The 15,393-nt window shown below is 46.6% G+C and carries 10 protein-coding genes and 1 other RNA gene; 9 read left to right on the top strand and 2 right to left on the bottom strand.

Going from position 1 to position 15,393, the window contains the following annotated elements:
- The first annotated feature begins 381 nt into the window (after nucleotides 1-381).
- The 5 genes from TES5_RS06650 (at nucleotide 382) to ssrA (ending at nucleotide 8,379) form a co-directional block, all read left to right on the top strand.
- The gene (locus tag TES5_RS06650; protein ID WP_068561085.1) at nucleotides 382-2,367 is read left to right on the top strand and encodes a fructose-bisphosphatase class III; all 1,986 of its coding nucleotides are present in this window, start codon (nucleotides 382-384) and stop codon (nucleotides 2,365-2,367) included.
- A 99-nt stretch (nucleotides 2,368-2,466) separates the two neighbouring features.
- Nucleotides 2,467-3,219, top strand: coding sequence for a histidine phosphatase family protein (locus TES5_RS06655; RefSeq protein ID WP_068561086.1), 753 nt, complete (start codon nucleotides 2,467-2,469; stop codon nucleotides 3,217-3,219).
- Between the two features lie 346 nt (nucleotides 3,220-3,565).
- Nucleotides 3,566-4,666, top strand: coding sequence for a glutamine-hydrolyzing carbamoyl-phosphate synthase small subunit (gene carA, locus TES5_RS06660; RefSeq protein ID WP_068561087.1), 1,101 nt, complete (start codon nucleotides 3,566-3,568; stop codon nucleotides 4,664-4,666).
- Entirely contained in the window at nucleotides 4,659-7,850 is a 3,192-nt protein-coding gene (gene carB, locus TES5_RS06665; protein ID WP_068561088.1) for a carbamoyl-phosphate synthase large subunit, read from the top strand. Before carA ends, carB begins: the two co-directional genes overlap by 8 nt.
- 164 nt (nucleotides 7,851-8,014) lie before the next feature.
- Nucleotides 8,015-8,379, top strand: a transfer-messenger RNA (tmRNA) gene (ssrA, locus tag TES5_RS06670).
- A 125-nt stretch (nucleotides 8,380-8,504) separates the two neighbouring features.
- On the opposite strand, the gene TES5_RS06675 is transcribed toward ssrA, so the two are convergent.
- Entirely contained in the window at nucleotides 8,505-9,083 is a 579-nt protein-coding gene (locus TES5_RS06675) for a PIN domain-containing protein (protein ID WP_068561089.1), read from the bottom strand.
- Between the two features lie 364 nt (nucleotides 9,084-9,447).
- On the opposite strand from TES5_RS06675, the gene TES5_RS06680 reads away from it, so the two are divergent.
- Entirely contained in the window at nucleotides 9,448-10,062 is a 615-nt protein-coding gene (locus TES5_RS06680; RefSeq protein ID WP_068561090.1) for a YdhK family protein, read from the top strand.
- A gap of 53 nt (nucleotides 10,063-10,115) precedes the next feature.
- Entirely contained in the window at nucleotides 10,116-10,325 is a 210-nt protein-coding gene (locus TES5_RS06685) for a hypothetical protein (protein ID WP_068561091.1), read from the top strand.
- 63 nt (nucleotides 10,326-10,388) lie between these two features.
- Here TES5_RS06685 and TES5_RS06690 read toward each other — a convergent pair whose 3' ends face one another.
- A complete protein-coding gene (locus tag TES5_RS06690) occupies nucleotides 10,389-11,423 on the bottom strand; it encodes an AraC family transcriptional regulator (protein WP_068561092.1) in 1,035 nt (344 codons plus the stop codon).
- A gap of 186 nt (nucleotides 11,424-11,609) precedes the next feature.
- Between TES5_RS06690 and TES5_RS06695 the strand changes: the two genes are divergently transcribed.
- Both TES5_RS06695 and TES5_RS06700 read left to right on the top strand, forming a co-directional pair.
- Complete coding sequence (locus TES5_RS06695; protein ID WP_068561093.1) at nucleotides 11,610-12,950, top strand: PTS sugar transporter subunit IIC; 1,341 nt, start codon at nucleotides 11,610-11,612, stop codon at nucleotides 12,948-12,950.
- Nucleotides 12,951-15,362, top strand: coding sequence for a family 78 glycoside hydrolase catalytic domain (locus tag TES5_RS06700; RefSeq protein WP_083546433.1), 2,412 nt, complete (start codon nucleotides 12,951-12,953; stop codon nucleotides 15,360-15,362).
- Nucleotides 15,363-15,393 lie beyond the last annotated feature (31 nt).

A 15,393-nucleotide genomic window follows, 5' to 3' on the forward strand; every position in this document is an offset into this window, starting at 1 on the left:
GTTTTTTCGGTATGTGTGGTAAATTACTGTCAGCTCCGGCGAAGACGTCTTGCGTCGGAGGAGAATTTAGAATCCGCATCCCGCTCCGGCGAAGCAGGCTTCGCCGGAGAAGCGGGTCATGTTGTCGTCGCCAACTCCGATGAGGCAATCCTCACCGGAGCTGGCGCACTCCGGTTTGGACTACAGCAACCATCGGACAGGTACACTGTCGAAATTGTGACCAATTGTGTAATTTTTGTATCTTGTCTATCATTTTTTTTTAATTCAAGCTATGATAGAAGTAATCATCTTGTCACCAAAAATAAAGATAATCCTGTAAGCAATGTTTGTCTTGCGGGGTTCCGTTCTGAGTGAAATGAAAAAAGTAGGGGTGTAATTGTAATGATAACGAAAGACAAGTATCTCCGATTGCTGGCAAAAGAATATCCGACAGCAGCAAAAACAGTAACCGAAATCATCAACTTGGAAGCCATCATGAACTTGCCGAAAGCAACCGAGCATTTCATCAGCGACTTGCACGGGGAGTATGATGCCGTGCAGCATGTGCTCAGGAATGGATCCGGAAACGTCAAAGAAAAGATCCGCGAGATTTTTCAGGGGAGATTGAGCACCCGTGAGATGAACCAGCTCGCGACGATCGTCTACTATCCGGAAGACAAAATCGATATGATCGTGGACAGCTTGGAGTCCGAGGAAGAGATCAATGAGTTTTATTCGTTGACCTTGTTGCGTATCACGGAACTTTGCGCTTTCACCGTTTCGAAATACACGCGCTCAAAAGTCAGAAAGGCGATTCCGGCCGACTATGCCTATATCATCGAAGAGTTGCTGTTCAAAGATACGATCATGACAAATAAAGAGGATTATTACGAAAAAATCATCAAGACCGTTATCTCTTTGGACCGCGCGCCCGAACTGATCGCGGCCATCTCACATGTCATCCAGCGCCTGGTCGTCGATCACCTGCATGTTGTCGGGGACATCTACGACCGTGGTCCATTCCCTGACAAAATTATCGATACCTTCATGGATGGCCACGAACTGGATATCCAATGGGGCAACCATGATGTCCTCTGGATGGGTGCCGCTAGCGGGTCAGCAGCCTGTATGGCTAATGTCATCCGCATCTGTGCCCGCTACAACAACCTTGAGATCATCGAGGATGCCTACGGAATTTCTTTGCGTCCGCTGATCACATTTGCGGAAATGGTTTACAAAGAGGACCGCTACGAACCGTTCATGCCGAAAATCAACACCGAAGACGAAAGTAAAATTTTCCCGGAAGAACTCCGCCAAATCGCTAAAATGAACCAGGCGATTTCAATCATCCAATTCAAGCTTGAAGGGGAAATCATCAAACGCCATCCGGAATTCGATATGGCCGATCGGATGGTGCTGGATTTCATCAATTACGAAACAGGAACGGTGAAATTGGATGGGAAAGAATATCCGATGCTGTGCGATTATTTTCCGACAGTCGATCCAGCTGATCCCTACCGCTTGACCGAAGAGGAAAGATTAGTTGTAGAAAGACTCATGACTGGCTTCTTGAATTCGGAAAGACTGCAGAAGCACGTCCAATTCCTTTTCAGCAAAGGCAGCATGTATTTGAGCTACAATGATAATCTTTTATTCCATGGGTGTGTGCCGCTGAATCCGGACGGCAGCTTCATGGAGTTGCCGATTGCGAACGTCAAGTACAGCGGCAAAGCCCTCCTGGACAAGTACGAAGAAGTATTGCGCAAAGGCTATTTGAACCGCGAAGGAAAGAAACATAATGTGCGTATTCTGGATTTGATTTGGTATCTATGGGAAGGAAAAGCATCGTCCTTGTTCGGCAAGGATAAGATGACGACTTTCGAGCGTCTTTATGTCGCGGAAAAAGAAACGCATATCGAGAAGAAGAACCTGTATTACGAGCAACGCGACAATGTGGAACTATCACACAAAATACTGAAGGAGTTCGGACTGGATCCAAATAAAGGCCATATCATCAACGGCCACACACCCGTCAAAGAAAAAATCGGTGAGAATCCGCTGAAGGCGGATGGCAAGCTGATCGTCATCGACGGGGGCTTCTCGAAAGCCTATCAGAATACGACAGGCCTGGCCGGTTATACATTATTGTACAACTCTTTTGGGATGCAGCTGGTTTCGCATCAGCCGTTCACTTCCCGTCAGGATGCCATCGAGAACGAAAAGGACATCGTTTCGACCCGACGCATCGTCGACAAGGAATTGGAACGCAAGACGGTAAGACAGACAGATGTCGGCAAGAAACTGACCCAGCAAGTCATCGACCTGCAACAATTGCTGCGGGCCTACAAATCCGGCGAAATCGTGGAAGATCTGCTCAGCGACAAATAGTTGTATGAAATAGATGCAATCAGCCGCCGAAATTGTTAAGATAAGGGAAGGAAAGCAAGTATCCTACTGCGAAAATAGCTTGAGAGAGGCGGGTTAACCTTGAAAAAGGGAGTAACGTTTTATTTTATGCGACACGGAGAAACTTATCTGAATAAATACAATCGGATGCAAGGCTGGTCCGATACCCCACTGACGCCCAGAGGCAGACGCGATGTCATGAGAAGCGGAGCGGGCTTGGGCGATGTCAAGTTCGATGCTGTCTATTGCAGCGACTTGAGACGTACATTTGAAACAGCACAGATCATTTTGAAAGAAAATCAGCATGCCGATCATTTGAAAGTAGTGGCTATGTCTGAGTTCAGGGAGATATTCTTTGGCTCTTTTGAAGGGCTGGATGCGAGCGAAACCTGGGGGAACCTGAATAAATTCCTTGGAAGCGCGGATGGTCAACCGAATTATGAAGCCCACCGCTCCGTCATCGAAGAGCTGAACGGATTGAAAGAAATGGATCCGTATCATGAAGCGGAAGATTATATGACTTTCTGGCTACGCGTCGAGCGCGGCTTGATCAAACTGATCAGCGAGCACCGTGATTCCGAAAGAAACATACTGATTGTTTCCCACGGGATGACGATCCGCAACATGATCCACGCTGTCATTCCTGATTTCTCGATCGACCGCCATCTGGATAATGCCAGCATTTCGGTCGTCCGCTATGAGGATGGCTTTTATCACTTGGATCTATATAACGGCACCGATCATTTTGTCGATGACTTCACGCCTGGCGACGAGCAAGAACCGGAAGTCCACAAAGTGACGCCTGCCGATAAAGTCGAAGAGGACGTAAAATAAATTATGGTCAGTACCCTTGGAACAAAAGCCTTTGGTTCCAAGGGTATTTCTATGTTTAAAATTCAAAAACAATTAAAAATCACATCTTTTTTTCCTTTTTGGGAAAAATCAATTGAAAATCTTATCCAGATAGTCTAAAATTAACGTAATCCACACTACTGTACGGGATACAGCGTGGCCAGAACGTCTTTAAATTAGCACAGAGAGGCTAACAAGGCATGTGAAACGATTAATGTAAACAACCGTTGAAACACGCCCATCAATAGGTGTGTTTTTTTTACATTTTCCTATTTTTCATGCAAGCGTGAGGTATGAACCTTGTCAATCAGAAATCAGGAGGAAGAACATGAAACAACGTAGATTTTTAGTTTTAGAAGATGGTAGCTGCTATCCAGGATATGCTTTTGGCTCAGAAAAGGATGCAATCGGGGAGATCGTATTCAACACAGGGATGACGGGTTACCAAGAAACGTTGTCCGATCCTTCCTACACAGGCCAGATCATCACGTTCACATATCCGTTGATCGGCAACTACGGCATCAACGAAGATGACTTTGAAGGCTTACATCCAGGCTTGAAAGGAATGGTCGTGCATGAGTTGGCGGAGCATCCGAGCAACTTCCGCTGCACCAAAACGTTGGATGTCGCTTTGAAGGAATTTGATGTCCCTGGAATCTACGGTGTCGATACACGCAGCATCACCAAAAAAATCCGCAACGCCGGCGTTATGCGCGGTACAATGGTAAAAAATGCGGACAACTTGGATGCGATTGTGGCATCATTGAAAGCCTATGAATTGCCGGTTGACGAAATCCAAGTGAATTCTACAAAAGAAATCAAGAAATATGCAGGTGAAGGTCCAACCGTTGTCTTGCTTGACTTCGGATTCAAGGACAACATCCTTGCTGAATTATTGAAAAGAGGCTTCGAAGTCATTCTGGCTCCTTGGAATACAAGCGCAGAAGAAATTTTGGCCTACAAACCGGATGGCATCATGTTAAGCAATGGACCTGGAGATCCGACATCCGTTCCGGAAGCAATTGAAACAATCAAGCAATTGATTGCCCAGGAAAATCTGCCGATGTTCGGTATTTGCTTAGGCCACCAGTTGATCTCATTGGCGAGCGGCGCGATAACCTACAAATTAAAATTCGGTCACCGCGGTGCGAATCATCCGGTGAAAGATCTCGAAACCGGCAAAATCAGCCTGACGAGTCAAAATCATGGCTATGCCGTGGATGAGGAAAGCCTGAGCCAAACAGATTTGCTCGCAACGCATCATGCTCTGAACGACGGTACGAATGAAGGCGTCAAACACAAAACCAAACCGGTCTTCTCGGTTCAATACCACCCGGAAGCAGCGCCGGGACCGCACGATGCCAATTACTTGTTCGATCATTTTGTAGATATGATGAAAGCAGTCCAAGGAGGAAAAAAACATGCCTAAACGTACCGACATTCAATCCATCTTAGTAATCGGCTCTGGCCCCATCATCATCGGTCAAGCCGCTGAATTTGACTATGCCGGAACGCAAGCATGCTTGGCTTTAAAAGAAGAAGGATACAAAGTCATTTTGGTCAACTCCAACCCTGCTACGATCATGACGGATGTTGAAATCGCCGATAAAGTCTACATGGAGCCACTCTCTGTGGAATTCATCACGAATATCATCCGCAAAGAGCGTCCGGATGCTTTGCTGCCGACATTGGGCGGACAGACCGGTCTGAATATGGCTGTGGAATTGGATAAAGCAGGCGTGTTGGAAGAGTTCAATGTCGAGTTGTTGGGAACCAAATTGAGTTCCATCCAACAAGCCGAAGACCGTGATCTGTTCCGTCAATTGATGGCGGAATTGCATCAGCCGGTTCCGGAAAGCGACATCATCCATACGGTGGACGAAGCGCTTCGCTTCGCAGCCGAAATCGGATATCCTCTGATCGTCCGTCCGGCCTTCACAATGGGCGGTACCGGCGGCGGCATCTGTCATAATGAAGCCGATCTGCGCGAAATCGTCGCCAATGGCTTGCGCTACTCACCGGTGACACAATGTCTGTTGGAAAAATCGATCGCCGGCTTCAAGGAAATCGAGTACGAAGTAATGCGCGACAGCAACGACAACGCCATCGTCGTCTGCAACATGGAAAACATCGACCCGGTCGGCGTTCATACAGGCGATTCCATCGTCGTGGCGCCTTCCCAAACCTTATCCGATAAAGAGTATCAAATGCTGCGCGACGTCTCCCTACAGATCATCCGTGCCCTGAAAATCGAAGGCGGCTGTAATGTCCAGTTGGCGTTGGATCCGTACTCGTTCGACTACTACATCATCGAAGTGAACCCGCGCGTCAGCCGTTCTTCGGCTTTGGCGAGTAAAGCGACCGGTTATCCGATTGCGAAGATGGCGGCGAAGATCGCTGTCGGCTTGACTCTGGATGAAATGAAGAACCCGGTCACCGGCACTTCCTATGCGGCTTTCGAGCCGGCTTTGGATTACATCGTCTCGAAAATCCCGCGTTTCCCGTTCGATAAATTCGAAAAGGGCGACCGCACTCTCGGCACGCAGATGAAAGCGACAGGCGAAGTTATGGCCATGGGCCATACGTTCGAGGAATCGATGCTGAAAGCCGTCCGCTCGTTGGAGTATGGCGTCAACCATTTGGCCTTGCCGAAAGACCAAGGCCAGACCGTGACGATGGCAGAAATCGAACAGAATATTCGCGTTGCTTGCGACGAGCGTCTGTTCTATCTGGGAGAAGCGTTGCGCCGCGGCGTGACACCGGAAACGATCCACGAATGGAGCGAAATCGACTACTTCTTCCTGTACAAATTCAAGCACATCATCGATCTGGAGAAGGAAGTGGCGGCAGCCGAACCGAAAGACCTTGAGATCCTGCGCGAAGCGAAGAAATACGGCTTCAGCGATGAAATCATCGCGGAACTGTGGGGCATGGCTTCGGAAGACATCTACGCGTTGCGTAAAGCCAACGGCATCGTCCCTGTCTTCAAGATGGTGGATACGTGTGCGGGCGAATTCGAATCCTTCACACCGTACTTCTACAGCACGTATGAAATGGAACAGGAATCATTCCCGAGCGACCGCGAAAAAGTCATCGTCTTGGGCTCCGGTCCGATCCGTATCGGCCAAGGGGTCGAGTTCGACTACGCGACCGTGCATGCGGTCTGGGCGATCCAGGAAGCCGGCTACGAAGCGATCGTCGTCAACAACAACCCGGAAACCGTTTCGACGGATTTCTCGATCTCCGACAAGCTGTATTTCGAACCCTTGACCGAAGAAGACGTGATGGCGATCATCGACCTGGAACAACCGTTGGGCGTCGTTGTGCAGTTCGGTGGCCAAACGGCCATCAATCTGGCAGACAAATTGGTCAAACACGGCGTGAAGATCCTGGGCACGAGCCTGGAAGATCTGGACCGTGCCGAAGACCGTAAACTGTTCGAACAGTTGTTGCGCGACTTGGATATCCCGCAGGCACCCGGTAAAACAGCCGTGACCGTTGAAGAGGCGGTCGCAGTTGCCGACGAAATCGGCTATCCGGTCTTAGTGCGTCCGTCCTATGTATTGGGCGGCCGGGCGATGCAGATCGTCTACAACCAAGCCGATTTGGAGAAATACATGCGCGAAGCGGTCGTGGCCAGTCCCGAACGGCCGGTCCTGGTCGATCATTACCTGATCGGACAAGAGCTGGAAGTCGATGCGATCTGCGACGGCGAAACCGTCCTGATCCCGGGCATCATGGAACACATCGAACGCGCCGGCGTCCACTCGGGCGACTCGATCGCGGTTTACCCGCCGCAGAATCTGTCGGCTGAACTGATCCAAACGATTGAAGATTACACAATCCGCGTGGCGCAAGGGCTGAACACCATCGGTTTGGTGAACATCCAGTTCGTCATCAGCAACGGTGTCGTCTACATTATCGAAGTGAATCCGCGCGCGAGCCGGACAATCCCGTTCTTGAGCAAAGTAACCGGCATTCCGATGGCGAAGTTGGCTACGAAGGGTATCCTAGGACTGAAACTGAAGGATATGGGTTACAAGACAGGTCTGGTTCCGTCGAAATCCGGCGTATACGTGAAGATGCCAGTCTTCAGTTTCAGCAAACTGAAGAAAGTCGACACGGTTCTGGGTCCTGAAATGAAGTCTACCGGAGAAATCATCGGTAAAGATGTCAACTTACCGAAAGCTTTGTATAAAGGCTTCATCGCATCCGGCGTGCACGTGCCAGACTACGGTACGGCGTTGATGACGGTATCGGATAAAGACAAAGAAGAAATCATCCCGTTGGCGAAACGCTTGATTTCGTTGGGCTACCATATCGTTGCTACAACAGGTACCGGTAAAGCGTTGGAAGCAGAAGGAATCAAAGTCGACGTCATTGAGAAAATCAATGAAAACAGCAACGACATTCTTGATGCCATCCGCGATGGCCGCATCAACCTGGTTGTCAATACGATGACGGAAGGTAAGACAAGCGAGACCGACGGATTCCTGATCCGCCGTGAAGCAGTCGAAAACAACATCCCATGTTTGACTTCATTGGATACAGCAGAAGCTTTGCTGCAAGCAATGGAAACCATCCATTTCCAATTGGAAGATATGAGTAAATAAGCTAGAAAATGACTGATGGACAAAGAACCACCGGCAAGGGCAAGCGAGCCCCGGCCGGTGGTTCTTTACTTTTTGGTTGTAAAATATTTTGTGCATAATCCTTGCTTTTTGGTATGGATGACGTATAATATGAAATGCAAGATAACTCTGTGCATTCCCATTACGGGGACGTTACGGATTCGACAGGTATAGGTCGAGCTTTTGATGCGCTCCGTAGGTTACGTCTACGCTAAAACGTTACAGTTAAATACAACTGACAAAACACAAAACAACACTTTAGCTTTCGCTGCTTAATTGTAGCTAGCTAAGATCCTCCTGGTATCGCCCATGTACTCAGATCAGGGTCTCAATGATGTGGGATACGCTGTGACCTTCCATCTGGAGGAATCAGAAGAGATCAATCAGATTAGCCAACAATAATGCCTGTTAAACGGCTAGTTCAAGGCGAATTCCAATAGTTTAACTATGAGCGTAGATTTGGAAGTGCCGATATGCTTGGACACGGGTTCGACTCCCGTCGTCTCCATCTAGATGTAGATGAAACCCTTAGAAAGGTTGATATGAAGCGATTCATATGACTTTCTAAGGGTTATTTTTTTTGAAATTACATTTCTCATCATAGGTTAGTTAATGCATATCTTCTTGATTTAAAATCTACTGTAATGTTGATTTCCCTTTTTTATCTTTGATGAGTGGTTTTATTGCTTGATAAATCTCCCCGGCTTGTTTACTTTTATACTTAGATACAAGTGCATTATTAATGCCTTGTTTTGTTTTATAGTTAATAATGTAATCAGTCACTACTTTTGCAATTTCTTTATCATTTACGAGTTTTTCAACTTTTTGAAGGAGCTGCTGCTGTTCCTGGATAATATTTAATCGTGTTAAGTTTGCGACTATTGAAATGCCTATCTTTCTTTTTTTCCAATAATTATAAACGCTAGTATATCCAGTGTCTTTGCTTACAATATAGTACTCATCATCTTTTTTACTGGCAATTTCATAACCCAAAAAAGTCGCTAATTGAAAATCCAATGCGTTTTTAGACCCAACTTCGACCTTCTCAAACGTAATGGTGGCTTTCGACTCATTAAGTCTTTTATGGAGATCAAATGTTAAGGTATCTGCATGTTCACTATAAAATATACACACCTTATCACTTGGTTCGAGTTTGTTAATGCCGTTTAGTCCATCTATCTTTACGTTTTCATAATCAACAAAATAATATCCCATAACTACCACTCTTTCTTTATGTAATTTGATAGATTAGAGTTATCCGTTCCATCTCCATCTTACTTTTTCAAATGGTCCGCACAAGTCTGCGTTCAATTTATGTATCATATTTCGCGGATATAAAATGATTATAAGTTAATTATACAATAAAATTGATTTTTGATATATGATAAAGCCGCATAAAAGTGCAATGGTTCCAATGTTGTATCTGTTTTCAGAAAAAAATATCAAACAATAATCTTGAATGCTTCAACGAGAAGTTGAGATATAGGTTATTCTTTGAGCTTATTCTTTGATAATTATGCAATTGTCCTTTACACTGATTATAGCTAGACAAAAAAACCATGAGAAAGGAAGGATAGGAATGAAACAAAGAAAATTGTTGATGAGTTTGTTCAGTCTATCTGCCGCCGCTTTATTGGCAGCTTGTTCAACGGACACTAACACGGAGGAAGCTTCTGTTGGATCGGAGAGTGTTTCGATGGAAAGCATGGTTGAGGAGTCTTCATCCAGCAGTTCGGAAGGCATGGGGGATATGGTCCATGACGATTCCGGCGTGATTCCGGATGGTTTGATGGAAGCTGAAAATCCTACTTATAAAGTGGGGGATACTGTCATCATGCAGGCAGGCCATATGGAGGGCATGGAAGGTGCGGAAGCGACAATCATTGGAGCCTTCGACACGATCGTTTATGAAGTTTCCTATGATCCAACCAATGGAGGTCCAAGAGTGGAGAACCATCAATGGGTGATCCAGGAAGAAATCATGGATGCCGGAACGGATCCATTTGGTGTCGGCAGTGAAGTGATGCTGGTAGCCGAGCACACGGAAGGGATGAGCGGCGCTACTGCTACTATAGATGCTGCTGAGGCAACTACAGTCTATATGGTGGATTATATAGATACGGTCACTGGGGAAACAATCAAAAACCATAAGTGGGTGACCGAACAAGAACTTTCGCCAATTGAAGAACTATAACAGTAGGTTGAACATATAAAGATTTTCCTGAATATAAGAAAGGACTGGTCCTAATGAAATTCGGGATACGCAAACCAAGCCTGAAACGCTCATTTAAAGCTAGGACAACCGGGAAGGTGAAGCGGGCGATCAAACGTAAAACCAATCCGTTCTACGGCAAAAAGGGGATGGGGCTGGTCCGGGATGCCAAAAGGGCAGCCTACAATAGAATATACAAAAAAGCCACTTTCTCGATTTGGGATCTGTTCAAAAAAAGAAAATAAATCAATAATAATGACCGCCTCCTTAGTTGGAGCGCGGTCATTTTTTTGCCCGAAAATGCTGCGTCAATTCGAACTCATCCGGTATTCGTGCGGCGTCATATCATAGGCTTGCTTGAATTTCTGGTAGAAGAAAGTGACGTTCCTGTAACCGATCTGTTCGCTGATGTTTTCGATCGGGGTATCGGTATTCTTCAGCAGGATGCAAGCGTTGTTGAGGCGCAGTTCCTGGACCAATGCAACATAGGATTTTCCGGTCTGGCTCTTGATGAAACGGCTCAGGTAACTCGGATTGAACTTGAAAGTATCCGCGATCTGTTGCAAACTGCAGTCCTGATAATTCTTTTCGATAAAAAGCAGGATATCACCGATATAGGAATGATCCGCCTTGCGGTGTTCGCTGGATTGTTTCTGCTGGAACGCCTTCAGCAGTTCGGAAAAGAGGATGATCATGTAGGCGTCGGTCACATCTTTTGAATAGGACGACGGTTCATAGTAATTGACGAGCATCCCCTCGATAGCGTCGATCAGGAATTCGCTGTTTGTTGTGTTGAAAAGAAGATAGCGGTCATGTTTCTGTGTTTTGGAAAGCGCGTTGACCGCAAACTGGGTGATGATGCTGTTTGAGGCCAGCCGGCTCAGCATGTGGGTAGAGAAGTACTCCTTCCTCATCAAGAAGTTGATCAGAATATCATTTTCGCCCGTTTCCAGGATCCGATGGCAAACGCCGGTGTCCAGGATGCAAAAATCTCCCTCTTTTAATGAAATTTCTGTCCCATCGATTATAATATCTATATTGCCTGAGTAGACGTAGTTCATTTCGATAAAATCATGGACGTGCAGCGGGGTATAGGAAAAGCGCGCGTGTTTCAGAAGCAGCAGTTGGCTGCCTTCTATAAAAGCGGCTCGTTCTTTCTGTCGCTCTTCGGCACTTTTCAGAATCTTTTCAAACGTATAACGGTATACGCGTTCAGCGTCCTCGTTCAGATAGGAATCAAAATTTTCGAAGAAGTCCGACGGCGGACCATCTGAATTCTGAAGATAAAGTTTCTCTGTCACTGTATGGGTGAATAGTTTTTCGCGAATCTGTGCTTTATCCATAATAACTCCCTAATGTAAGAAATGGTCAATCATTTCGTAAGAATATGATATTAATAAAATATGGTACATCAGTTAAGATGTACTTGTTAGCGATACCATAATGATAATCCGGATGATAAATTTAGTCAATATGATTCGCCTGACATTGTTCTTTGCACAGAAGTATCAAATATAGGAGGAAAATTCATGAATACTGAAAAAATGTCCCTCAGCGACAAGATTCAAAACACCGTTGGACCTTTCGCCACCAAGGTGAACAATAACATTTACCTGACTTCCGTTAGGGATGCCATGTTGGCATACATGCCCTTTACTTTTATCGCTTCGATCTTTTTGATCATCGCCTTTTTCCCGATCACCCAGGTTACTGACTTTATAACGATGATTTTAGGTACAGAGAATGCATTTGTGTGGCAATCTAAATTATTATACGTGAACAGTGCAACGTTGGCAGTAGGCGGCTTGATTGTTGTCATTTCCATGGCGAAATCTTTGGCGGATAAGCTGGAAACAAACGTGCTGCAATGCATCATTACAGCAGTCGTTTCCTTCCTTTTGTTGACACCGCTGGATAATATCGAAGGCGTCGATTTTCTGAACATCACAAAGATCAGTGCTCAATCCATGTTCCTGTCCATCCTGGTCGGCATGTCCAGCACCATCATCTACAAAAAAATTGAAGAAAGAGGAATCAAAATCAAACTGCCGGAATCCGTTCCGCCTGCAGTAGCCGGACCATTTGAATCGGTCATCCCTTCCTTCATCGTCGTGACCACATTCTTCATAATCCGTTTGATCATCGAGTTGTTGCTGAAGAGTGACGCATTGACATTGATCAACGGCACATTAGGCAAACCATTGACTTACTTGGGCGGATCGATCGGCGGATTGGTTGTAGTCAAAATCTTCGAACAATTCCTTTGGTTCTTCGGCTTGCACGGCGGTTCAATTATCCAAGCCGTGATGGATCCTATCCACCAAGTTCTGGAAGATCAAAATAAAGTTGCGTCATTGGCAGGAGCAATCCCTCCGAACATCATCAGCATGAGCTTCCGTAATCATTTCGCATCGATCGGTGTCGTGGGTGCCGTCATCGCGATTCTTATCGTAGCCAAGAGCAGACAGTACAAAGAAGTCGGCAAAATCTCAAGCGTACCTTACATGTTCAATATCGGCGAACCAGCGTTGTTTGGTATCCCATTGATGCTGAATTTCTTGTACTTCATCCCGTTCATCTTCTCGAATGCCATTTCGACTATTGTCGCTTATGTCGTCTTCGCGATGGGACTTGTGCCGCTTCCGACAGGATTGGCGCAGATTCCATGGACAACGCCACCGATCATCAGCGGCTACTTCGTCACCGGCAGTATCAGAGGTTCACTCCTGCAGATTGCCCTGATCGCAATCACGACATTGGTTTGGATTCCTTTCGTTCGAATGGCCGACAAAGAACTGTACAAAGAGGAAAAGGAAATGGACAGCACGGATTCGGATGCGACTGTCCAGGAAGCAGAAGGAATCCGTTAAATGACCGCATTGGATCAAGAAACGACTGACGGAATGGTCCAACCTTTGAGCGCCAGTTTGGGTCAGGCCAGCTGGATTACGCGGTTGGACAATCCGCTTGAAAAAGAAGCAGAATTTCTGAATGAACGGCCTAACATCATTCTTGAAAAGACGTTCGACATTCCCGATGAAATTGCAGAAGCCTTGATCGATATCTGCGGCTTAGGTTATTACACCTTGTACGTCAACGGGCTGCGGATTTCTGATGCCTACTTGAACAACGATGTGACGAATTACGACAAAACGGTTTATTACGACACCTATGACATAAAAAATTATTTGAAAAAGGGCAGCAATAAGTTGTCGGTGGAACTGGCGAATGGTTGGTACAATGCGGCTCCCATCACTATTTTGGGTAAATACAATGTGCGCAAGCAGCTCGCTGTCGGCAAGCCTTGCCTGATCAGTCAATTGACGATCAAGACTGCTGCAGATGAAAAAATCGTGATCGCCTCGGATTCGAGCTGGGAAAGCAAGCCAGGCAACTATCTGTTCAATAATCTCTACATCGGTGAAGTCGTGACGGATGACATCCCGGAGGCAGCCACAAAACAGAAGACTGTGAAAATCGCTGGACCGGGAGGTAGTTTGACTCCCGGTTTCATCCCAAAGATCAAACGGCAGAAGCATTACCTTCCTGCCGTGGTCGCGAACCATTCTGCAAATGAAGGCATGCTGATCGATTTCGGGACGATCCTGTCCGGGCATTTCCTTTGCGATATCGCCGCAGATTATCTGGGCCAGGTCACTTTCCTGTACGCCGAGGAGCTGAACGCTGATGGTACCATTAGTTTTGATTCCAGCATCAGCGGAACCTATGGGGTGACGGATGAGGAGCACGGCATAAATGCGGGCGATCCGATCATCCAGAAGGACGTCATCAAAAAAAATAAGCAAGAGATCTTCCGGTTTGAAAATCAGTACTGCTACCACTCCTTCCGTTATGTGCTGGTGAAGGCAGAACCGCAAACAGATTCGTTTGAGGAGCTGCTTTCAAACATCCAGGCTTACAGCGTCTACACAGACCTGGCTTCTGTTAGCCGGTTCGAATCGTCTTCAGAAGAGTTGAACCGGTTGTGGGAAGCGGCGCAGAATACCCGTCTGAATAATATCCATTCCTACTTCGAAGACTGCACAAGGGAACGTTTCGGTTATGGCGGGGATATCGTCGCCCTGATCGATTCGCAGCTCTACAGCCACGATATGCATAATCTGCTGAAGAAAGTCTTTATGGATTTCGCTTATGATCAGACCCCAGCAGGCGGGATTCCGCAGACAGCCCCTTACGTCGGCATCATGACGAACGGGACTTCCAACGGGGCCGGCTCCTTGGGCTGGCAATTGGTTTTTCCGGTGCTTGCCGCAAAAATCGAGCAGTATTACCAAGATAAGGCATTTGTACAAGCTCAGTTGCCATCATTGGTGAAGCATCTGGAATATCTGCTGGATTACGATTTCGACTATATCCGATACTGTTGCCTCGGCGACTGGGGCTCAGTCGATGCCAGCATCCAGAATAACCGCATCGTCTCGCCGGATCAGGAATTCTGTTCGGCCAGCATGTATCTGATCCTTTTGGAGGAATACAAAGCGTTGTTTGCTGCGCACGATGTTTCTGAAACGATGAGGGAAACCTTGGAATTGCACATCGTGGAAGCTAGAAGTGCAATCATCGCTCTGTTCCGCAATGAGGACGGCAGTTTTGCCTCGGGGGCACAGTCGAGCACTATTTTCGCCTTGAAAGCGGGATTGCATGAAAATGAAGCCGAAAAGCATCAGCTCGAAAGAAACTTGATCGAACGTATTCAGAAAGAAGATGGCGTTTTTCGCTTCGGCATTTTCGGGATGTCATGGGCATATACCATCCTATCAGAGCTCGGTGAAGACGGTTTGATCTATAATTGGCTGTCCCGCCGCCAGGAACCGAATTATCTGAGCATGCTGGCGAACGGCAACCAGACCTTGAGTGAATATTTTCCGCTGCATAACGGTACGAATGAGTTGCAAGGCTCACTGAACCATGCGATGTATTCTTCGTACACGGTCTGGATGATGGAAAAGCTGATCGGCATTTCCGTCAAAAAAGATCGTAGTATTCAATTGGCGCCTTATTTCGCTACGGATCTGACAGAAGTGAATGGTTCGCTCCGCACTGCGCAAGGGGAAATTGAAGCGCAGTGGGTAAGGATCGATGCCAATAATTTTATGTACAGCGTGACGCTGCCGAAATCAATGGACTACGATTTCCGATTAGGGGATACGTATCAAATCATCAACAAAGAGATAACTGCTGCTGGAGTCGATCGCCAAATAATCAAGCTATCGCTCCAAACGACGGCTCCGATTGAAGCCGTAGGAAGGGGAAATGCTTGAGCTTCACCTGTCCCGCTATCCTTGAATGACC

This window comes from Trichococcus sp. ES5 (genome assembly GCF_900067165.1).
Lineage (GTDB): Bacteria > Bacillota > Bacilli > Lactobacillales > Aerococcaceae > Trichococcus > Trichococcus flocculiformis.